This window comes from Streptomyces sp. NPDC058685, from assembly GCF_042714725.1.
Classification (GTDB): domain Bacteria; phylum Actinomycetota; class Actinomycetes; order Streptomycetales; family Streptomycetaceae; genus Streptomyces.
Window position 1 is genome coordinate 156,065 of record NZ_JBHXSL010000008.1, and the last position, 20,485, is coordinate 176,549.

Consider the following 20,485-nt stretch of genomic DNA (forward strand, 5'->3'; position numbering starts at 1 on the left):
GAGAAGAAGATGGCGTCGACGATTCTGGTCACCGGTGGTACGGGCACCCTGGGCCGGCACGTGATTCCACTGCTGCTGGACGCCGGCTCCGAGGTGCGGGTGTTCAGCCGCCACGGCCGCGAGCGGGGGGACGGCGTCGAGTACATGACCGGTGATCTGGTCGCGGGCGAGGGCATCGAGGCCGCGGTGGACGGGGTCGAGGTCGTGCTGCACCTCGCGGGCGGGCCGAAGGGCGACGACGAGGCCACCCGCCATCTCGCGCGGGCGGCATCGGCGGCCGGGGTACGGCACCTGGTCCACATCTCGGTCATCGGGGCGGACAGGGTCCCGCTGGCGTGGCTCCGGTCGAAGCTGGCCGCGGAGCAGGCCGTGGCCGAGTCCGGGATTCCGTGGACGACGCTGCGGGCCGCGCAGTTCCACGACCTGGCGCTGACCCTGGCGGAGAAGATGACCAAGCTGCCGGTGATCCCTGCCCCGGGCATGCGTCTCCAGCCGGTCGACTCCCGCGAAGTGGCCGCCCGCCTCGTGGAACTGACGCTCGGCGCCCCGGCCGGCCTGGTGCCGGACCTCGCCGGCCCGAAGGTCTACACGATGGCCGAACTGCTCGGCGGCTACCTCCGGGCGCGCGGCCGTCGCCGGCCGATGCTGCCGGTGCGCATCCCGGGGAAGGCCGGCCGTGCCTACCGGGCAGGCGAGAACCTGTCGCTCGACGGAGCCGTCCAGGGGCAGCGCACCTGGGAGGAGTTCCTGACGGAGCGGGTCGGCCTGGACCGGCCCCTGCACGGCGCGGACAAGAGCTGAGGCGGTCCTGCGCGGTGGCCTGCGAGCCGGATACCGCTCCGACGGACAGGCAGGCCGCGCCCTCACTAGGCTTCCTGCGTGACTTCCGACTACTCCGCGTACATCGCCGCCCTCCCCCGTGTCCTCGCCGGCGCCGCCACGCTCTTCCGCGACGAGGCGGGCCGGGTGCTGCTCGTCGAACCCAACTACCGCAAGGGCTGGGCGCTTCCCGGCGGAACGGTCGAGTCGGACGACAACGAGTCGCCCCGGCAGGCGGCCCGCCGGGAGACGCTGGAGGAGATCGGCCTCGATGTGCCGCCGGGCCGGCTGCTCGCGATCGACTGGGTCCCGGGCGCGGGACGCCCGCCGATCGTCGCCTACGTGTATGACGGCGGGGTGCTCAGCGAGTCCACCCTCCAGGCGATCCGGCTCCAGGAGGAGGAGCTGCTGTCGTGGCGGCTGGTCGGCCGCGAGGAGATCCACACGTATCTGCTGGGCGAACTGGGCCACCGGGTGGTGGCGGCGCTCGACGTACTGGCCACGGGGGCGGGTGCGGTGGAACTGGAGAACGGCAGTCCGGCGCTCTGACCAGCTGCCGCGCGGCCGGCGCACGGCGAGGCGTACCCGCCCCGGCGTGACAAAACCGGTTCGCCGTCGCGGGACCCGCTGCATAGGCTCGCCGTATGACTCTCGTCGCGATTCTCAGCGGCGCCGGGATCTCCACGGACTCCGGCATTCCCGACTACCGCGGGCCCAACGGTCTGTGGCGGCGTGATCCGGAGGCCGAGAAGCTCGTCACGTACGACTACTACATGGCCGATCCGGACATCCGGCGCCGCGCCTGGCAGATGCGGCGGAACAGTCCGGCATGGCGCGCCCGTCCCAATGCCGCGCACCGGGCCGTCGCCGAGCTGGAGAAGCGGCCGGGGTTCGCCGTCCGGGTGATCACCCAGAACGTGGACGGGCTGCACCAGTTGGCCGGGATGCCCGACCGCAAGGTGCTCGAACTGCACGGCACGTCACGGTCGGTGGTGTGCACGGGATGCCATCTGCGCTCCTCGATGGAGGACGCGCTGGCGCGGGTCGAGGCGGGCGAGGAAGACCCGTCCTGCCTGGCGTGCGGCGGGATTCTGAAGTCGGCGACGGTGATGTTCGGGCAGCGGCTCGACCCCCAGGTGCTCTCCGAGGCGATGGCGATCGCCAAGGCGAGCGAGATCTTCGTCGCGGTCGGTACGAGCCTCCAGGTGCAGCCGGCGGCGTCGCTCGCGGGGATCGCGGCGGACCACGGCGCACGCCTGTCGATCGTCAACGCGGACCCGACGCCGTACGACGAACTCGCCGACGAGCTGGTCCGCGAGCCGATCGGCACGGCCCTGCCGAAGCTGCTGGCAGCGCTCCGGGGTCCATCCGGCGGATCATGACCTCATGGGCTCGGCGGCCTGCACAGCAGACCGAGCGAGCCGGCTCCCGCCCGTCCCACGGTGCCTTCGCGCACACACAGTCCCCCGCACCCGCGGTCGGGGTGCGGGGCCGGCAGTGGGACCGGGACTAGAACAGCGCGCCCTCCGCACCCCGTTCGTGGGCGAGCAGTCGCTGCTTGCGGTCCAGCCCGCCGCCGTAACCGACGAGGCTGCCCGAGGCGCCGATCACGCGGTGGCACGGCACGATGATCGACACCGGGTTCTTGCCGTTGGCGAGCCCCACAGCCCGTGAGGCGCTTGCCTTGCCGAGCTGCTCGGCGAGTTCGCCGTACGTCCGTGTCTCTCCGTACGGGATCTTCATCAGCAGCTCCCAGACGCTCCGCTGGAAGGGGGTGCCCTCCAGGCGGACCGGCAGGTCGAACTCGACCAGTTCACCGGCGAAGTACGCGTCCAGCTGTCTGATCGCCCCACCGAACGGGGCCGGGTCCTCCTCGCCGAACGTCTCCTCGCCGGGGCGATGGCGCTGATCGGTCATGTAGAGGCCGCTCAGGGTGCCGTCGGTGGCGACGAGGGTCAGCGGGCCGTAGGGGCTGTCGACCACCGTGTACTGCTTGGTCATGAGGAAACTCCTTACGAGGGAAGGCGGTTGACGGGGTGGTCGCCGGTGGCCCACAGGTGCTGGACGGCGTAGGCGCGCCAGGGGCGCCAGGCCGCCGCGCGCGCGACCAGGGCGGCCGGCGTGACGGGCAGGCCCAGTCCGGCCGCCGCGTGGCGGACTCCGAGGTCGCCCGGCAGGAAGGCGTCCGGGTCCCCGAGGGCTCGCATGGCGATCGTCTCGACCGTCCACGGCCCGAAGCCGGGCAGGGCGGTCAGTTCCGCACGGGCCTTGTCCCAGTCGCTGTCCACGCCGAGCCGGAGCGAGCCGTCGACCAGTGCCCCGACCAGGGTGGTCAGCGTGGCGCGGCGGCTGCGGGGCAGTGCCAGTGACTCGGGATCGAGCGTCGCGAGGGCCTCGGATGACGGGAAGAGATGGGTGAGGCCGCCTTCCGGATCCTCGACCGTCTCACCGTGCGCGAGGACCAGCCGGCCCGCGTGCGTACGGGCGGCGGCAGTGGAGACCTGCTGGCCGAGCACGGCCCGTACGGCGAACTCCGCCGCGTCGACGGTGCGCGGCACCCGGCGCCCGGGGGCCTTGCCGACGAGCGGCGCGAGCAGGGGATCGGTCCGCAGCTGGTCGTCGATGGCGACGGGGTCGGCGTCCAGGTCGAGCATCCAGCGGCAGCGGCTGATGGCGATGGTGAGATCGCGCGGGTCGGTCAGCGACAGCCGGCAGGCGATGTGGTCGGGGCGGGGGGTGAGGGCGACGACGCCGTGACCGTGCGGAAGGCGCAGGGTGCGCCGGTACGCGCCGTCCCGCCACTCCTCGACGCCGGGCACGGCCGTGGCCGCGAGGTGGCCGAAGAGATTGCTCGGGTCGAGCGGCGCCCGGTACGGCAGCCTGAGCGCGATGACTCCCGGCGTCCGCGGCGGGGCGGTGGCGCTGCGGGCGGCGCGGGTGCGCAGATCACCGGGGGCGAGCGCGAAGACCTCGCGGACGGTGTCGTTGAAGGTGCGGATCGAGGAGAAGCCGGCCGCGAAGGCGACCTCGGCCATCGGAAGGCCCGTCGTCTCGATCAGGACGCGCGCGGTCTGGGCGCGCTGGGCCCGGGCGAGGGCGAGAGGGCCCGCTCCCAGCTCCGCGAGGAGCTGCCGCTCGATCTGGCGGGTGGAGTAGCCGAGGCGGGCGGCGAGGCCGGGGACGCCCTCGCGGTCGACGACGCCGTCCCGGATCAGACGCATGGCACGGGCCACGGAGTCCGCGCGGGCGTTCCACTCGGGGGAGCCGGGTGTGGTGTCGGGGCGGCAACGCTTGCAGGCGCGGAACCCGGCCTGCTGGCAGGCGGCGGCGCTGGGGTAGAAGGTCATGTTCTCGACCTTCGGCGGCACCACCGGGCAGCTGGGACGGCAGTAGATCCGCGTCGTCAGGACGGCCGTGAAGAACCAGCCGTCGAATCGGGCGTCCTTCGACCGGACGGCGCGCACGCAGCGCTCGGTGTCGATGTGCATGGGTCAAGCATCGTGCACGGGCAGTGGCGACGCTGGCGAGAAAACGACATCGACCTCGAGCTGCCAGGACCCGGCCCGGGCTCCGCGACCCTGCCCGAGTTCCGCCGAGTCACCGGTCCCGGGTGTCGCCGTCCCGAGGCCGGGATCGCGGTGCCCACCTGCGGAGACCGGGACCGCGGCGCGCCCCGCGAAGGCAGGACCGCCGTCGCACCGACAGGAGCCCCGCACGTACCGCGAGGGATCACCGCTCCGAGCCCAGCACCGCCTCGAACTCCTCGTACGCCCGGTCGTCGAACAACACGAACCGAACCTCCGTCACCGGGGGCTCCGCCGCGGCACGCACCGTGCGGACGGCGATCCGGGCCCCGTCGTCCATCGGCCAGCCGTAGATGCCCGTCGAGATGGCCGGGAAGGCCACCGTACCCGCCCCCAACTCCCGTGCCACGCGCAGCGATTCGCGGTAGCAGGAGGCGAGGAGGTCGCTGCGGTCCTGTTCGCGCGACCACACCGGACCGACCGTGTGGATCACATGACCTGCGGGCAGATGACCCGCGGTGGTGGCGACCGCCTGGCCGGTCGGCAGGCCCTTGCCGTAGTGCGAGGCGCGCAGGTCGCGGCACTCCGCGAGGATCGCCGGGCCGCCGCGGCGGTGGATGGCTCCGTCCACACCGCCGCCACCGAGGAGTGAGGAGTTGGCCGCGTTGACGACGGCGTCGACCTGCTGCTCGGTGATGTCCCCGCGGACGAGCACGATCTTCGGCTGCTGCTGCGTCATACGTCCATCATCCGCCTGAGCGCCCGCCGACGCCGTGTCACCGGGCACCCCGCAGCCGGCGCCACACGGCCTTGGCTGCGTGATGACCCGACATCCCGTGGACGCCCGGACCCGGCGGGGTCGCCGACGAGCAGAGGAACACGGCGGGGTGCGCGGTCGCGTACGGGACGCGGGCGAGCTTGGGCCGGAGGACCGTCTGGAGTCCGGCGAAGGCACCGCAGGCGATGTCGCCGCCGATGTAGTTGGCGTTGCGCGCGGCAAGTTCGGGCGGGCCGGCGACCGCCCGGGCGAGCACGAGATCGCGGAAACCGGGTGCGAAGCGCTCCAGTTGGCGTTCGATCGCCTCGGTGGCGTCACCGTCCCAGCCGGCCGGCACATGGCCGTAGGCCCACAGGACGTGCTTGCCGGCAGGCGCCCGTGAGGAGTCGATCAGGCTCGGCTGCGCGGTGATCAGGAACGGCTTGTCGGGCCGACGGCCGTGCAGAGCCGCGCCGAGCGCCGCCTCGATCTCGCCGGCCGTGGGGCCGATGTGCACCGTCCCGGCGCTGCGGGCCTCCTTCGCGGTCCACGGCATGGGGCCGGACAGCGCGTAGTCGATCTTGAACGCTGCGGGGCCGTAACGGTAGTGCTCGTACGCGTTGCCGAGACCGGCGATCCGGGCCAGGGCGGTCGGAGAGGTGTCGAAGATGTACGCGCGGGCCGGGGGCAACTCGTCGAGACGCTTGACCTCGGCGCCGGTGTGGATCGTGCCGCCCTGGTCCCGCAGATACGCGGCGAGGGCATCGGAGATCGACTGCGAGCCGCCGCGGGGCACCGGCCAGCCCTTGGCATGGGCGGCGAGCGCGAACAGCAGCGCGATACCGGCCGTGGCGATGCCGCTGGTCGGCGCGATGGCATGGGCGGCCAGGCCGGCGAACATCCCGCGGGCCTTCTCGCCCCGGAAGCGGCGCGCGACCCAGGTCGCGGGCTGGATCGCGGTCATCCCGAAGCGAGCGAAGCGGTACGGGTCCCGGGGCAGCCCGTCCCAGGGCGTCCGCAGGAAGTCGGCGGCCATCGTGTCCCAGTGCCCGACGTACGGCGCGACGAGCCGGCGGTATGTCCCCGCGTCCCCGGCCCCCAGCGACATCGCGCTCTCCCCCACCGAGCGGCTCAGCACGGCGGCCGTGCCGTCCGGGAACGGGTGCGCCAGCGGCAGTTCGGGCTGCAACCACTCCAGGCCGTACCGCCCGAGCGGCATGTCCGCGAAAGCGGGCGAGCCGACGCCGAGCGGGTGGACGGCGGAGCAGGGGTCGTGGCGGAAGCCGGGGAGGGTGAGCTCCTCGGTCCTGGCGCCCCCGCCGACGGTGTCGAGGGCTTCGAACACCGCCACTGAGTGGCCGCGGCGGGCCAGTTCGACGGCGGCGGTCAGTCCGTTGGGGCCCGCCCCCACGACGACGGCATCGAGCATCGACGGCACCTTCGGACTCCTTTGTCAGCCGATGGCCAGGAGCCCCAGGATATTCCGGGGCGGCGACCGCGGTGCCCTGGGTAGGGTCCGATGCCGTGAACAACCTGATCGAGGCGATGTCCGCGCAGCTCATGAGGGTGGCCGGGGTACGCGCCGTGGCGCTCGGCGGAAGCCGTGCCCGGGGTACGCACCGGCCCGACTCCGACTGGGATCTCGGCGTCTACTACCGGGGTTCGGTGGACGTCAGCGCGCTGGCCGCGCTGGCGACGGAGGTGACGGGCCGGCCGGTGGAGGTGGCAGGGCCGGGCGGATGGGGCCCGTGGGTCGACGGCGGTGCGTGGCTGGTCGTCGACGGCACGCCCGTGGACTGGATCCTGCGGGACCTGGACCGGGTGCAGCGCGTCTGGGCGGACTGCCGCGCCGGCCGCTACGAAACCGGCATGCAGCCGGGCCACCCGCTGGGGTTCTGGTCACCCGCGTACGCCGGCGAAGTGGCGCTGTGCCGTGTACTGGCCGACACGGACAGCGAGTTGACTGCGCTGCGGCAGAAGACACAGGTGTACCCGGAGGCGCTGCGGGAGGCCCTGATCCGCGCCTCGTGGGAGGCGGAGTTCTCGGTGACGGCGGCGGGCAAGTCGGTGAGCACCGGGGACGTACTGCACCAGTCCCTGTGCCTGTCCCGCGCGATGGGAATCCTGGTCCAGTCCCTGCACGCCCACCACAGGACGTGGTGCCTGAACGAGAAGGGCGCGCTGCCGGCGGCGGCGAAGCTCCGGGACACACCGGAGGGGTTCGCGGAGAGCGTGGCGAGGGTGCTGAAGGGGCTGGACGGGGAGGCGGTCGAGGCGGCGGGGAGGCTGGTGCGGGAGGTGAGGGCGGCGGTGGGCGCGTGAGCCTGTCGCGCACTCACCCACGCCCCGTCCCCTCCGCCTCACCGTCCAGCCCCCGGGCCGGTCCAGTCCGTACCTCAGCGCACCGAGCGATCACACGGCCTGAACCACGCTATGTGCGAAGGCGGTTGCCCTCCAGGCCGACAGACGCGCCCGCCCCGGCCACCGCCTCAGGTCGTCAGCAGCGCGCGGATCCTTCGGGCCACCGCGTCCGTCCTCGCCGACGTGAACGGCAGCGCGTTCCCGCCCGCTGTGCGGAACCTCTCCCCCGCGACGGTCACGTCCGTGCCGCCCGCCTCCTCCACCAGCAGCAGTCCCGCCGCGTGATCCCACGCGTTCTCCCATGAGAATGCGACAGCGTCCAGCTCGCCGCGGGCGACCGACAGGTACTCCAGGCCCGCCGAGCCGCACGGACGGGCGTCGACACCGTCGACGTTCAGTCCGAGCAGGGCGCGCTTCTGGTCGGGGGTCGTGTAGTCGGGGTGGGACATCGCCACGCGGAGGACCGCGTCGGGGCCGGGCGAGCCCGCGTGGAGGGGTTCGCCGTTGAGGCGTGCGCCGCGGCCGCGGACCGCCGTCGCCATGTCGTCGGGGACGGGCGCGTACGTCCAGGACGCCAGCACCTTCCCGTGCTGGGCCAGCGCGACCAGGGTGCAGAAGCCGGGATCGCCGTGCACGAACTGGCGGGTGCCGTCGACGGGGTCGACGATCCACACGGGCGCGTCGCCCCGGAGCGCGTCGTACACCGCCGGATCCGCGTGCACCGCCTCCTCGCCGACCACGACCGAGCCGGGCAGCAGCGCGGTGAGCGAGGCGGTGAGGTGCTCCTCGGCCTGGCGGTCGGCCGTCGTCACCAGGTCGTGCGGGCCGGTCTTCTCGACGATCTCGTGTGCGGCGAGCTGGCGGTACCGCGGCATGATCTCGGCGGCGGCCGCCTTGCGGATCGCCTCCTCGACGTCGGACAGGTCACCGGCAACAAAGTCATCGATCATATGTCCAGCTAAGCACGGCCTTCTGACATCGGGCTGTCCCCTCAGCGTCCCACCGCGTAACCCTGCATTCCCCTCGGGTTCGCCCCGGCGGAGAGCACCCCGGTGCGCGGATCTCGGGCGACCGCGCACAGCCTGCCTTCGGACCACGCGTCGCCGACCGTGACCTCGTGGCCGCGCCACCGCAGCTCCGCGATCACGCCGGGCCCCACGCGGGACTCCACCGTGACGCTGCCCGGTGACATGCCGCGCGGGTAGAACGAGCCGGGGAAGCTGTCGTTGTGCCAGTTGGGGGCGTCGATCGCGCCCTGGAGATCGAGCCCGCCGCGTACGGCGGAGCCCAGCGCCACCGCCAGGAAGAAGTGCAGCTGCCACTGGTCCTGCTGATCCCCGCCGGGGGTGCCGAAGGCCATCACCGGCTCACCGTCACGCAGGGCGATCGAGGGCGACAGGGTGGTGCGCGGCCGCCGGCCGGGAGTGAGCGAGTTGGGGAGTCCGGGATCGAGCCAGGCCATCTGGAGGCGGGTGCCGAGGGGGAAGCCCAGCTCGGGTACGACCGGATTCGACTGGAGCCAGCCGCCGCTCGGGGTGGCGGCGACCATGTTGCCCCAGCGGTCGACGACGTCGATGTGGCAGGTGTCGCCGCTGCTCCTGCCGTCCTTGGCGACCGTGGGCTCGCCGACGCCCATGGCGTCGTCACCGGCCTCCCCCGCCACGTCCGTGGCGTGCGGACTGAGCCGGGGTGTCCGGCCGCCCGGACTGCCGGGCCGCAGATCGTGGGAGGCGCTCTCGCCGATCAGAGCGCGCCGTGCGGTGTTGTACGACGGCGAGAGCAGGTCCTCCAGGGGCACGTCGCCGGCGTCCCCGTACCAGGCCTCCCGGTCGGCCATGGCGAGCTTGCACCCCTCCACCAGCAGGTGGATGTACGCGCCCGAGCCGTACGGCGGCAGGTCCTCGGGAAGCAGCGCGAGCTGTTGCAGGAGCGCGGGGCCCTGGCTCCAGGGGCCCGCCTTGCAGAGGGTCCAGCCGTTCCAGTCGTAGGTGGCCGGTGCTTCGTAGACGGCGGACCAGCCGGCGAGGTCGGCGGCCGTCAGCGTGCCGGTGTGCCGTCGGCCGCTGGTGTCCAGGGTGGGGCGGCCCGCCTGCCTCAGCAGCGCCTCGGCGACGAAGCCTTCGCGCCACACCCGCCGCGCCGCCTCGATCTCGGCCACCCGCCCGCCGCCCGCGCCCGCGCTCTCGCTCTCGGTGACGAGCCGTCGCCAGGTCGCCGCGAGAGCGGGGTTGCGGAACAGTTCGCCGGGCTCGGGAGCGCGGCCGCCCGGCAGATAGACGTCCGCGGACGAGGTCCACTCGGTCTCGAAGAGCTCGCGGACCACCTCCACGGTCGCCCCGACGCGCTCCACCGGCGGATGCCCGTCCTCGGCGTACCCGATCGCGTACCGCAGCACTTCGGCGAGGGACTTGGTCCCGTGGTCGCGCAACAGCACCATCCAGGCGTCGAACGCGCCGGGCACGGCGGCGGCCAGTGGCCCGGTGCCGGGCACCAGGTCGAGTCCGAGGGACCGGTAGTGGGCGATGGTGGCCCCGGCGGGTGCGGGACCCTGTCCGCAGAGCAGGCGTACGTCGCCGCCGGCCGGGGCGAGGAGGATCGGCACCTCGCCCGCGGGCCCGCACAGATGCGGCTCGACGACGTGCAGTACGAAGCCTGCGGCCACGGCCGCGTCGTAGGCGTTGCCACCGTCCTCGAGGACCGCCATCGCGGACTGCGAGGCGAGCCAGTGCGTGGACGAGACCATGCCGAACGTGCCCTGGAGGGTGGGCCGGGTGGTGAACATGGAGCCCCTTTCGCAACAGGGGGCCGTACACGGCCCCTTCGCGCCGACCCGCCGCCCGTCGAGCCGTACGACCGGTCACCGAACCTGTGCGGCATCCCGAATTCACCGGGCGCGAGGCGGGAGTTCGGCATTCGTGCAGGCTAGTCGCCTACGCTGCGACGGCATGAGCCACTCCCCCGCCCCGCCCGCATCCGTCCTCACCGCGTTCGGAACCGCCGGCAGGCCGGCTCCCCTGCCCGGGGGCCAGGGTTCGGCCTGGCGGTCCGACGAGGTGATGCTGAAGCCCGCCGGGATGGGTCCCGAGACCTCGTGGCGCGCCGGGGTGCTGTGCCACCTCCCGGAGACGGCCGGCTTCCGGGTCGCACGGCCGGTCCCGGCGGTCGACGGCTCCTGGTGCGCCGGCGGCTGGGAGGCATGGCGCATGGTCGGCGGTACGGCCGATCCGCGCCGGCCGGACGAGGTGATCCGCGCGGGCGAGGCGTTCCACGCGGCGGTGGCCCACCTGCCCCGGCCACGTTTCCTCGGGGTCCGGGACAACGCCTGGTCGCGGGCGGACCGGCTGGCCTGGGGTGAGAGCGACGAGAGCCCGGACTTCCCGCTGCTGCGGCCGCTGCTGGCCGCGCGCCGTCCCGTCACGGCCCCCGCGCAGATCGTGCACGGCGACCTTCTGGGCAATGTGCTCTTCGACCCGGACGCCCCGCCCGCGATCATCGACTGGCCCCCGTACTGGCGGCCGGCGGCCTGGGCCTCGGCGGTCGTCGCCGTCGACGCACTGTGCTGGTGGAACGCCGATCCCGCGCTGCTGGAACGCTGGTCGCACCTGCCCGACTGGACCCAACTGCTCGTGCGCGCACTGGTGTTCCGCATCGCCACGCACACGGCGCTCGACGCGACGCAGGAGAGCGAGTACCGCAAGGTCGTGGACCTGGTCCTCGGCTGATCCGAGCGACAGGCCCTACCGGCTCGTGTCCGCGGCCGCCGCCCCCCGCGCGAGCAGCAGCAGCGCGTCCACCAGGTCGTCGGCCGAGCTGCCCGTGGCGAGTCGGCGCAGTTGGAGGCCCATCACGAGGGCGACGGTCGTCGCCGCGAGCCGTTCCGCGTCGGGTACGCCCAGGCCGGTGAGGATCTGCGCCGCCAGCCGGTCGTACGCGGTGAACGCCTCCGCCGCCGCCTCCCGCAGCCGTTCGTCGCGTCCCGCCTCGACGTACAGCTCGAAGGGCGCGATGTGCGCGCTGTCGAAGGAGGTGCCGTCCGCGACCTGGCCCGCCAGGGACGCGGCGCCGCCGATGTCGATGCCCTCGCTCTGGCACTGGTCGGCGAGTTCGGTGAAGCGGCGGGTCTCCTCGCGCACGAAGTGCAGCAGGCTCTCCCGCAGCAGGTCGTGCTGGGTCTCGAAGTGGTAGGTGACCGAACCGAGCGAGACCCCGGCCTCCTTGGCTATGCGCCTGTTGGTGACCGCCGCGACACCGCCTTCTCCGATGATGTGCAGGACGGCGGCGATGATGCGCTGCCGGGTCGGCGCGGAGCGGGCGGCGTGGGACATGCCTCTCATTGTTCCACCGGGGTGCTCCTGGAGATCCCGGGGGCATGGGGACGCTTCTCATACCAGCGCTGGTCCGCCTCCAGTTGCGCGGCGAGCGAGATGAGCGTCTCCTCGCTGCCGGCCGGGCCGAGGAGCTGGGCGCCGACGGGCAGGCCGTCGGCGGTGAGGCCGGCGGGCACGTTGACACCGGGCCAGCCGAGGACGTTCCAGGGCCAGGCGTAGGGGCAGGCGGCCGCCATGACGGCGTTCGTCCGCCAGGCGCCCAGGTGGTCGAAGGTGCCGATGCGCGGGGGCGGGGTCGCGGTGGTCGGCGCGAGCACGACGTCGAATCCGCGGCCGTCGAAGATCTCGCCGATCCGTGCGTGCTGGCGGGCCTCACGTGCGCGCGCCGCGCGCACGACCCGGCCGCCGAGCCGCTTGCCGGAGCGCATCGCGCTGCGGGTGCGCGGGTCGAGCAGCGCCGGATCGGGGTGGAGGGCGGCGACTTCCGCCACACCGGCGGTGGCGCGCGGCACGAAGGAGAGGCCGATCAGGCCGTAGCGCGGCCGGGCCTCCTCGACGTGGTGACCGAGCCGGGCGAGCGCCTCGGCGATCGCGGTGACGGCGCGCCGCACCTCGGGGTGGGGCCCGGTGCGGGTGAGGGTCAGCGGGGGCCGCCAGGCGAGCGCAATCCGCAGTGTGCCCGGTTCGCGGCGGGCGGCGGTGGAGGCGTCGATCGCGTCCGGGCGGTGCAGATCCTCCGGGTGCGGGCCCTGCACGACGTCGAGCAGCAGGGCGGCGTCGGCCACGGTGCGGGCGAGCGGGCCGTTGACGGCGAGCCCCTGGAAGGCGTCGGAGTACGGGTGCAGGGAGACGCGGCCACGCTGGGGCTTGATGCCCACCAGGTGCGTCCAGGCGGACGGGATGCGGATGGAACCGGCGCCGTCCGAGCCGAGGGCCGCGGGCACGAGCCCGGCCGATACGGCGGCGGCAGAGCCGCCGGACGAGCCGCCCGGGGTGTGGTCGGTGGACCAGGGGTTGCGGGTGGCGCCGAAGGCGGGTCCTTCGGTGAACGGCCACTGGCCGAGCTCGCAGGAGTTGGTCTTGCCGACGATCACCGCTCCCGCCGCGCGCAGCCGGCGGGTCGCCTCACCGTCCGAACCCGCGGCGACGATGTCACCCTGACAGCCGAAGAGGGTGGGCAGTCCGGCCACGTCGGTGTCGTCCTTGACGGCGACCGGCACGCCGAGCAGCGGCAGCCTCTCCCCCGCGGCGAGCCGCCGGTCGGCCTCCCGCGCCTCGGCCAGGGCTTCCTCGGAGCGCACCCAGCGGAAGGCGTTGATGGTGCCCTGACTTGCCTCGATGCGCTCGACGGCGCGCGCCACCAGGGCCTCGGACGTGGTGTGGCCGTCCGCCAACTCCCGCACGTGTTCCGTCAGTCCGCCGAATTCGTCTGTGGACACGACCGCCCCGCCTCCCTATTGTTCGTTCGAACGAACAGAACTGGAGGGTAACCAGATGCGCATCACCGGAGCAACCGTTCTGCTCACCGGCGTGACCGGGGGCATCGGCGGGGCGCTCGCCGCCGAACTGGCGGCGCGAGGGGCGACCTTGGTGGTGTCCGGCCGGCGCGCCGAGGCACTGGCACCGCTCGCCGACGCCTATGGCGCCCGCACGATTCTCGCTGACCTCGGTGACCCGGACGACGTACGGCGGCTCGCCGAGGAGGCCGCGGGGACGGACATCCTGATAGCCAACGCCGCCCTGCCCTCCAGCGGCGAGGTCCTCGACTACTCGCCCGAGGAGATCGACCGGGCCCTCGCGGTGAATCTGCGGGCGCCCACGATGCTGGCCCGGCTGCTCGCGCCGGCGATGGTCGACGCGGGCAGAGGCCACATCGCCTTCGTCGGTTCACTGTCGGGGAAGGCGGCGACCAAGTCCTCGTCCCTCTACAACGCGACCAAGTTCGGGCTGCGCGGCTTCTCCCTCGGCTTCCGCCAGGATCTGCACGGCACGGGCGTCGGCGTCTCCGTCGTCCAGCCCGGTTTCGTCCGCGACCTCGGGATGTTCGCCGCCACCGGTTCGGGCACGCCCGGCGGGGTCCGTACGGTCTCGCCGCGCGCGGTCGTGAACGCCGTGACGCGGGCGGTCGAGCGCGACGTCGCCGAGATCAACGTCGCTCCCCTGGAGCTGAAGATCCTGAGCGCGATCGCCGGCCACTTCCCCGGATTCGCCGAGCGGGTGCAGCGGCGGGCCGGGGCGGAGCCGACGGTCGAGAAGATCGTGGAGGCGCAGCGTTCCCGTCGCTGAGCGGCTCTGAGCGGCTCTGAGCGGCGGGGACGCCGCGCCTCCGTGGGGGCTCACGCCTTCCGGCGCTCCGAGATCCCCATGAGCGAGACGTAGAGCAGCAGCGAGGCCGCGAGCCCGACGGCCCAGCCGTAGTCGGCGAGGGGCTTGAGGAACGGGATGAGGCCGTCCTCGGGGAAGGGCCCCTTGCCCGGCGCCGAGTGCGAGCCCCCGATCGCCAGCACACCGCCGACGACGAAGGCGGCCACGGCCCGCAGATTCCAGCCGGAGGTGTACCAGTAGCGGCCGCCCTCGGTGTAGAGGCCGGGCAGATCGAGGACCGTGCGCCGGATCAGCCAGTAGTCGGCGATGAGGATGCCCGCGACCGTGCCGAGCAGGCCGCCGACCAGGCCGAGCCAGGTGAAGATGTACAGCTCGGGTGTCTCGGTCAGCTTCCACGGCATGATCAGGACGCCCACCACGCCCGTGATCAGCGCTCCGGTGCGGAAGTTGATGAACTTCGGCGCCAGGTTCGCCAGGTCGTACGCGGGTGAGACGACGTTGGCCGCGATGTTCACCGAGATCGTCGCGATCAGCACCGTCACCAGCGCGAAGAGCAGCCCGAAGACGTTGTCGGTCTTGGCGGCGAGCTGGACCGGGTCCCAGACGGCCTCCCCGTACACCGCCTGCGAGCCGGAGGTGACGAAGACCGACAGCAGGGCGAAGAGCGTCATCGTCGTCGGCAGGCCCAGCGTCTGGCCCCAGATCTGGGCCCGCTGACCGGCGCCGAACCGGGTGAAGTCCGGGATGTTGAGGCTCAGGGTCGACCAGAAGGCGATCATGCCCATCAGGGAGGGGAAGAAGACCGGCCAGAAGTCGGCGCCCCATCCCAGCTTCGAGGGCTGGTCGAGGAGCGGGCCGAAGCCGCCCGCCTTGACGGCGATCCACACGAGCAGCACCACGGCGCCGACGATCACGAACGGCGCCGCCCAGTTCTCGAACCGCCGCAACGCCTCCATCCCCCGGTAGATGATGGCGAGTTCGAGAATCCAGAAGAGCAGGAAGCAGACCCACAGCGTCCAGGGCTGGCCGCCGATCTCCGCGGCCGAGGTCCAGCCGCCGAAGATCTTGCCCAGCAGGATGAAGATGCCCTGCCCGCCGATCCAGGTCTGGATGCCGAACCAGGCACAGGCCACCGCGGCCCGGATCAGGGCGGGCAGATTCGCGCCGCGCAGCCCGAACGAGGCGCGCGCCAGGACCGGGAAGGGGATGCCGTACTTCGGTCCGGCGTGCCCGGTGAGCAGCATCGGCGCGAGAACGATCACGTTGGCAAGCCCGATGGTGAAGACCGCCTGCTTCCAGTCCATGCCGAGAGCGACGAGTCCCGAGGCGAGCAGCCAGGACGGGATGTTGTGGGCCATGCCGACCCACAGGGCGGCGAAGTTGTAGGTGGTCCAGCGGCGTCGGGCGACGGGGACGGGCAGCAGATCGTCGTTGACGAAGCGGCCGTCCGCGGGTACGGCGCCGGGCGCGAGCTCGACGCGGCCGGACGAATCCGGTATCGGTTGGCCGGAGGGGGCAGGGGGGACGGTCGCGGTCATGGCGCTGGCCCTTCGGAGGTCTTCAGCGGTGGTGAGCGGTCGTGCACGGTTCAGCGGGAGCGGGCTGCGGCGTGACGGGGATCTCAGCCGTTCAGCGCGGGGATGATCTCGGCGCCGTACGCGTCGATCGTCACTTCCTTGGCGTCGTGCATGTTGTAGACGGCGAACTGGTCCACACCCAGGTCGCGCAGTGTCCTCAGCTTCTCGATGTGCGCCTCGGCCGGGCCCAGCAGACAGAACCGGTCGACGATCTCGTCCGGGACGAAGTCCGTGGACGGATTGCCGGCACGGCCGTGGTGGCTGTAGTCGTACCCCTCCCGCGACTTGATGTACGAGGTGAGGGCCTCGGGCACCAGGTCCGAGTGCTCGCCGTAGCGGGAGACCAGGTCGGCGACGTGGTTGCCGACCATCCCGCCGAACCACCGGCACTGGTCTCGGGCGTGGGCCAGATCGTCGCCGACGTAGGCAGGCGCCGAGACGCAGATGGTGATCGCGTCGGGGTCCCGTCCGGCGTCGGACGCGGCGGTGCGCACGGCGTTGATCATCGACTCGGTGAGATACGGATCGGCGAGCTGGAGGATGAAACCGTCGGCCTTCTGGCCCGCGAGAGCGAGCGCCTTGGGGCCGTACGCGGCCATCCACACCGGCAGTTTGCCGCCCTGCACCCACGGAAGGCGCAGCGGCTGACCGTCGACCACGGCCTCGCGTCCCTCCGCGAGATCGCGGATCACACCCATCGCCTCGCCCAGCCGGGCAAGGGTGTTGGGCTTGCGGCCCGCGACCCGCATCGCCGAGTCGCCCCGGCCGATGCCGCAGACCGTGCGGTTGCCGTACATGTCGTTGAGGGTGGCGAAGGTGGAGGCGGTGACCTCCCAGGTCCGGGTGCCCGGGTTGGTCACCATCGGCCCGACGATCATCGTCTCGGTGTGTTCGAGGATGCGGCTGTAGATGACGAACGGCTCCTGCCAGAGCACCGCCGAGTCGAAGGTCCAGCCGTAGCGGAAGCCGTTGCGCTCCGCGCGCCGCATCAGTCCGACGACACCGGATGCCGGCGGATCCGTCTGCAGGACAAGTCCGAAGTCCATGGTCTTTGACCCCTTCTAGCCGAGGTACTGACAGGTTCCGCGCGGGGTGTACTGGCCGTGTCCCGCCCGGCCGGTGAACTTCCGCTGGTCGATGACGACTTCACCGCGAGAGAGCACGGTCTCCACCTGTCCGGTGACCCGCTTGCCCTCGTACGCGGAGTAGTCGACGTTCATGTGGTGGGTCTCCACCGAGAGGGTCTGCTCGGTGTGCGGGTCGTAGACGACGACGTCGGCGTCCGCGCCCGGCGCGATGGTCCCCTTCTTCGGGTACATGCCGAACATGCGGGCCGGGGTGGCGCACGCGATCTCGATCCACCGGCGGCGGGTGATGTGCCCGTCGACGACGGCCTGGTGCAGCAGGTCCATCCGGTTCTCGACGCCCGGCAGGCCGTTGGGAATCTTGGAGAAGTCGCCGCGGCCCAGTTCCTTCTGCCCGACGAAGCAGAACGGGCAGTGGTCGGTGGAGACCACCTGGAGATCGTTGGTCCGCAGTCCGCGCCAGAGCGCCGCCTGGTGCTCCTTCGGTCGCAGCGGAGTGCTGCACACGTACTTCGCGCCGCCGAAGTCGGGCTCGGCGAGGTTGTCCGTGGACAGGAAGAGGTACTGCGGGCAGGTCTCGCCGAAGACGTTGAGCCCCATGTCGCGGGCGGCGGCGAGTTCGGCGAGGGCCTCCTCGGCCGAGACGTGCACGACGTACAGCGGGGCGCCCGCGACCCGGGCCAGCTGGATGGCGCGGTGGGTGGCCTCGGCCTCCAGCAGCACCCGGCGCACCTCGCCGTGGTAGCGCGGGTCGGTGCGGCCCTCGGCGAGAGCCTGTTCGACCAGGACGTCGATGGCGATGCCGTTCTCGGCGTGCATCATGATCAGCCCGCCGTTGGTGGCGGAGCGCTGCATGGCGCGCAGGATCTGGCCGTCGTCGCTGTAGAAGACGCCCGGATAGGCCATGAACAGCTTGAAGGAGGTGACACCCTCCTCGACCAGCCGGTCCATCTCCTTCAGGGACGACTCGTTGACGTCCGAGAGGATCATGTGGAAGCCGTAGTCGACGGCGCAGTTGCCGTCGGCCTTCGCGTACCAGGCGTCGAGCCCCTCGCGCAGCGGGCGGCCCACCGACTGGACGGCGAAGTCGACGATGGTGGTCGTGCCGCCCCAGGCGGCGGCGCGGGTGCCCGTCTCGAAGGTGTCGGAGGCGAATGTCCCGCCGAACGGCAGCTCCATGTGCGTATGGGCGTCGACGCCGCCCGGGATGACGTACTTGTTCGTCGCGTCGATGATGCGGTCGGCGGTCCAGGGCTCGGAGACGGCGGACCCCTGCGCGGCGAGCGCGGCGATGCGGCCGTCCTCGATCAGTACGTCTGCGTGGATCTCGTCCGATGCGGTGATGACCAGTCCGCCACGGATGAGGGTGCGGGTGCTGCTCATGGCTGGTGCGCTCCCTTGGGATACGTACGGTCGGCTGGGGCGCGATCCCGACGACAGGCCCTCCGCGGGCGTCGGGCCCCGGGGCCTGTCGTGTGGATCGGGCCCTAAACGCTGCGCAGGGCGTGTTCGAGGATGGACGCGCCCTCTTCCGCCTCGGCCACGGTCAGGGAGAGCGGCGGCGCGACGCGCAGGGCGCTGGTGTTGTGGCCGCCGCCCTTGCCGATCAGCAGCCCGCCCTCGCGCGCGGCCTCCAGGACGGCCGCCGCCGCCTGCGGATCGGCCTCGTCGGTGCCGGGCCTGACCAGTTCGATGCCGAGCATCAGGCCCCGGCCGCGCACCTCGCGGACGGCGGGCACGCTCGCCCCGATCCCGCGCAGCCGCTCGAGCAGCAGTCCGCCGACGCGGCGGGCGTTGCCCTGGAGGTCGTGCTCCAGCAGATACGCGAGGTTGGCGCTGCCCGCGGCCATGGTGACCGGTGAGCCGCCGAACGTCGAAATGGAGTTGGCGTCCAGCGAGTTCATGATCTCGGCACGCGCGACGACTCCGCCCACGGACATGCCGTTGCCGATGCCCTTGGCGAAGGTGAGGATGTCCGGCGGTCCGTTGCCGGCGTGCGCCTGCCAGCCCCAGAAGTGGTCGCCGGTACGGCCCCAGCCGGTCTGCACCTCGTCGGCGATCCACAGGATGCCGTGCCGGTCGAGGACTTCGCGGAACGCGGCGTACAGCCCGTCGGGCGGGGAGGTGAACCCGCCGACGCCCTGGATGGGTTCGGCGATCAGCGCGGCGACGTCCCGGGTGTGGCCGAGCAGGTCCTCCAGGTCCGCCACGCACGCCTCGATGAACTGCGCGTCGGACAGGTGGGCGTACGGCCCCCGGGTGCGGACGCCGCCGTGCACGTACAGCGTCTGCAGCGGGGAGAGCGAGGTCGGCGACCAGCTGCGGTTGCCCGTGATGGAGACGGTCGAGAACGAACGTCCGTGGTAGCTGTTGCGCATCGCCAGGATCTGGTTGGACCGGCGGTGTCCGGTGGCCAGCAGCAGGGCGGTGTCGTTGGCCTCGGTGCCCGAGGTGGTGAAGAAGACCCGTGCGTCGGGGATGCCCGAGAGCGCCGCGATCCGCTCGGCGAGCTCGACCATCGGGCGGTTCAGATAGAGCGTCGAGGAGTGGATGATCCGCCCGGCCTGCTCGCTGACCGCCTTGGTGACCTCGGGCAGCGCGTGGGCGGTCATCGTGGTGAGGATGCCGCCGAAGAAGTCGAGGTAGCGGTTGCCGTCCGCGTCCCAGACATGGCGGCCCTCGCCGTGTGTGATCTCGATGGGCCGCTGGTAGTAGAGCGCGACCCAGTCGGGGATCACGGCTTTGTGCCGGTCGTACAGATGACTCACGGCTGCACCAGCCCCTCGTACGCGTCGGGGCGCCGGTCGCGGTAGAAGGCCCACTGCTGCCGGACGGTGTCGATCAGGTCGAAGTCCAGGTCGCGTACGACGAGCTCCTCCGCCTTGTCGCTGGCCACCTCGCCGACGAACTGCCCGCGCGGGTCGACGAAGTAGCTCGTGCCGTAGAAGTCGTTGTCGCCGTACTCCTCCTCGCCGACGCGGTTGATCGCGGCGATGAAGTACTCGTTCGCCACGGCGGCGGCCGGCTGTTCCAGCTGCCAGAGGTAGCTGGAGAGACCGCGCGAGGTCGCCGAGGGGTTGTAGACCAACTGGGCTCCTTGCAGCCCCAGTTGCCGCCAGCCCTCCGGGAAGTGGCGGTCGTAGCAGATGTAGACGCCGACCTTGCCGACGGCGGTGTCGAAGACCGGCCAGCCCGCGTTTCCGGGCCTGAAGTAGTACTTCTCCCAGAATCCCCTGACCTGAGGGATGTGGTGCTTACGGTATTTGCCCAGGTAGGAGCCGTCGGCATCGATCACGGCGGCGGTGTTGTAGTAGAAGCCCGCGCCCTCGATCTCGAAGACCGGGACCACGATGACCATCCCGGTCTCGCGGGCGAGATCCTGCATCCGTCGGACGGTGGGACCGTCCGGGACGGGCTCGGCCCAGCGGTAGTGCTCCGGGTCCTGGACCTGGCAGAAGTAGGGGGCGTTGAAGACCTCTTGGAATCCGATGACCTTGGCGCCCTGACGGGCCGCTTCCCGGGCGTGTTCCTCGTGTTTGGCAATCATGGATTCGGTGTCGCCGGTCCAGGTCGCCTGGACGAGTGCGGCGCGTACGACAGTGGCCATGAGCTGCTCCTTCGGCCGAACGGCAGAGGGCCTCTACGCACGTAGACGAATGCGTAGATGGAGAACGTAAGCCCCGTCACACACTGGGGCAAGACCATCGTC

General features: G+C 72.1%; 19 protein-coding genes. 6 read left to right on the forward strand and 13 right to left on the reverse strand.

All coding sequences use genetic code 11. The features are described from left to right. Positions 1–9: 9 nt before the first annotated feature. The 3 genes from ACFWU3_RS10275 (at position 10) to ACFWU3_RS10285 (ending at position 2,201) form a co-directional block, all read left to right on the forward strand. A complete protein-coding gene (locus ACFWU3_RS10275; RefSeq protein ID WP_384434037.1) occupies positions 10–801 on the forward strand; it encodes an SDR family oxidoreductase in 792 nt (263 codons plus the stop codon). 78 nt (positions 802–879) lie between these two features. Further along, positions 880–1,368 (forward strand): NUDIX domain-containing protein, encoded by a 489-nt coding sequence (locus ACFWU3_RS10280; RefSeq protein WP_384434040.1) that lies wholly within the window; start codon positions 880–882, stop codon positions 1,366–1,368. A 95-nt stretch (positions 1,369–1,463) separates the two neighbouring features. Continuing rightward, positions 1,464–2,201 carry an NAD-dependent deacetylase gene (locus ACFWU3_RS10285; protein WP_384434043.1) on the forward strand — a complete coding sequence of 246 codons (738 nt, stop codon included), beginning with the start codon at positions 1,464–1,466 and terminating at the stop codon, positions 2,199–2,201. Positions 2,202–2,328: 127 nt separating this feature from the next. On the opposite strand, the gene ACFWU3_RS10290 is transcribed toward ACFWU3_RS10285, so the two are convergent. The 4 genes from ACFWU3_RS10290 to ACFWU3_RS10305 form a co-directional block, all read right to left on the reverse strand. After that, positions 2,329–2,820, reverse strand: a complete 492-nt coding sequence (locus tag ACFWU3_RS10290) for a methylated-DNA--[protein]-cysteine S-methyltransferase (RefSeq protein WP_384434046.1) — start codon at positions 2,818–2,820, stop codon at positions 2,329–2,331. An 11-nt stretch (positions 2,821–2,831) separates the two neighbouring features. Beyond that, complete coding sequence (locus ACFWU3_RS10295; RefSeq protein WP_384434049.1) at positions 2,832–4,307, reverse strand: AlkA N-terminal domain-containing protein; 1,476 nt, start codon at positions 4,305–4,307, stop codon at positions 2,832–2,834. Between the two features lie 241 nt (positions 4,308–4,548). Then, entirely contained in the window at positions 4,549–5,082 is a 534-nt protein-coding gene (locus tag ACFWU3_RS10300) for an O-acetyl-ADP-ribose deacetylase (RefSeq protein ID WP_384434052.1), read from the reverse strand. 37 nt (positions 5,083–5,119) lie between these two features. Beyond that, positions 5,120–6,538, reverse strand: coding sequence for a phytoene desaturase family protein (locus tag ACFWU3_RS10305; RefSeq protein WP_384434055.1), 1,419 nt, complete (start codon positions 6,536–6,538; stop codon positions 5,120–5,122). Between the two features lie 107 nt (positions 6,539–6,645). Here ACFWU3_RS10305 and ACFWU3_RS10310 point away from each other — a divergent pair, with 107 nt between their 5' ends. Beyond that, positions 6,646–7,422 (forward strand): nucleotidyltransferase domain-containing protein, encoded by a 777-nt coding sequence (locus tag ACFWU3_RS10310; protein ID WP_384434301.1) that lies wholly within the window; start codon positions 6,646–6,648, stop codon positions 7,420–7,422. A gap of 167 nt (positions 7,423–7,589) precedes the next feature. Here the strand turns inward: ACFWU3_RS10310 and ACFWU3_RS10315 are convergent, their stop codons facing one another. Together ACFWU3_RS10315 and ACFWU3_RS10320 are read right to left on the reverse strand one after the other, a co-directional pair. Then, a complete protein-coding gene (locus ACFWU3_RS10315) occupies positions 7,590–8,411 on the reverse strand; it encodes an inositol monophosphatase family protein (RefSeq protein WP_384434058.1) in 822 nt (273 codons plus the stop codon). 41 nt (positions 8,412–8,452) lie between these two features. Then, the gene (locus ACFWU3_RS10320) at positions 8,453–10,243 is read right to left on the reverse strand and encodes a gamma-glutamyltransferase family protein (protein WP_384434061.1); all 1,791 of its coding nucleotides are present in this window, start codon (positions 10,241–10,243) and stop codon (positions 8,453–8,455) included. A gap of 163 nt (positions 10,244–10,406) precedes the next feature. On the opposite strand from ACFWU3_RS10320, the gene ACFWU3_RS10325 reads away from it, so the two are divergent. Beyond that, positions 10,407–11,183 carry a TIGR02569 family protein gene (locus ACFWU3_RS10325; RefSeq protein ID WP_384434064.1) on the forward strand — a complete coding sequence of 259 codons (777 nt, stop codon included), beginning with the start codon at positions 10,407–10,409 and terminating at the stop codon, positions 11,181–11,183. A 15-nt stretch (positions 11,184–11,198) separates the two neighbouring features. Here the strand turns inward: ACFWU3_RS10325 and ACFWU3_RS10330 are convergent, their stop codons facing one another. Both ACFWU3_RS10330 and ACFWU3_RS10335 read right to left on the reverse strand, forming a co-directional pair. Next, positions 11,199–11,786, reverse strand: a complete 588-nt coding sequence (locus ACFWU3_RS10330) for a TetR/AcrR family transcriptional regulator (protein WP_384434067.1) — start codon at positions 11,784–11,786, stop codon at positions 11,199–11,201. 5 nt (positions 11,787–11,791) lie between these two features. After that, positions 11,792–13,228 carry an amidase gene (locus tag ACFWU3_RS10335; protein ID WP_384434070.1) on the reverse strand — a complete coding sequence of 479 codons (1,437 nt, stop codon included), beginning with the start codon at positions 13,226–13,228 and terminating at the stop codon, positions 11,792–11,794. A gap of 55 nt (positions 13,229–13,283) precedes the next feature. Here ACFWU3_RS10335 and ACFWU3_RS10340 point away from each other — a divergent pair, with 55 nt between their 5' ends. Next, on the forward strand, positions 13,284–14,075 hold the full coding sequence (locus ACFWU3_RS10340) for an SDR family NAD(P)-dependent oxidoreductase (protein ID WP_384434072.1): 792 nt from the start codon (positions 13,284–13,286) through the stop codon (positions 14,073–14,075). Between the two features lie 50 nt (positions 14,076–14,125). Here ACFWU3_RS10340 and ACFWU3_RS10345 read toward each other — a convergent pair whose 3' ends face one another. The 5 genes from ACFWU3_RS10345 to ACFWU3_RS10365 all read right to left on the reverse strand — a co-directional run bounded on the left by ACFWU3_RS10345 (position 14,126) and on the right by ACFWU3_RS10365 (position 20,383). Continuing rightward, positions 14,126–15,652, reverse strand: a complete 1,527-nt coding sequence (locus ACFWU3_RS10345) for an NCS1 family nucleobase:cation symporter-1 (RefSeq protein WP_384434075.1) — start codon at positions 15,650–15,652, stop codon at positions 14,126–14,128. An 83-nt stretch (positions 15,653–15,735) separates the two neighbouring features. Then, positions 15,736–16,737, reverse strand: a complete 1,002-nt coding sequence (locus tag ACFWU3_RS10350) for a TIGR03842 family LLM class F420-dependent oxidoreductase (RefSeq protein WP_384434078.1) — start codon at positions 16,735–16,737, stop codon at positions 15,736–15,738. A 15-nt stretch (positions 16,738–16,752) separates the two neighbouring features. Next, positions 16,753–18,159 (reverse strand): dihydropyrimidinase, encoded by a 1,407-nt coding sequence (hydA, locus tag ACFWU3_RS10355; RefSeq protein ID WP_313943258.1) that lies wholly within the window; start codon positions 18,157–18,159, stop codon positions 16,753–16,755. Between the two features lie 104 nt (positions 18,160–18,263). Beyond that, positions 18,264–19,544 carry an aspartate aminotransferase family protein gene (locus ACFWU3_RS10360; protein WP_313943259.1) on the reverse strand — a complete coding sequence of 427 codons (1,281 nt, stop codon included), beginning with the start codon at positions 19,542–19,544 and terminating at the stop codon, positions 18,264–18,266. Next, complete coding sequence (locus ACFWU3_RS10365) at positions 19,541–20,383, reverse strand: nitrilase-related carbon-nitrogen hydrolase (RefSeq protein ID WP_384434082.1); 843 nt, start codon at positions 20,381–20,383, stop codon at positions 19,541–19,543. The genes ACFWU3_RS10360 and ACFWU3_RS10365 overlap by 4 nt, the downstream gene beginning before the upstream one ends. Positions 20,384–20,485 lie beyond the last annotated feature (102 nt).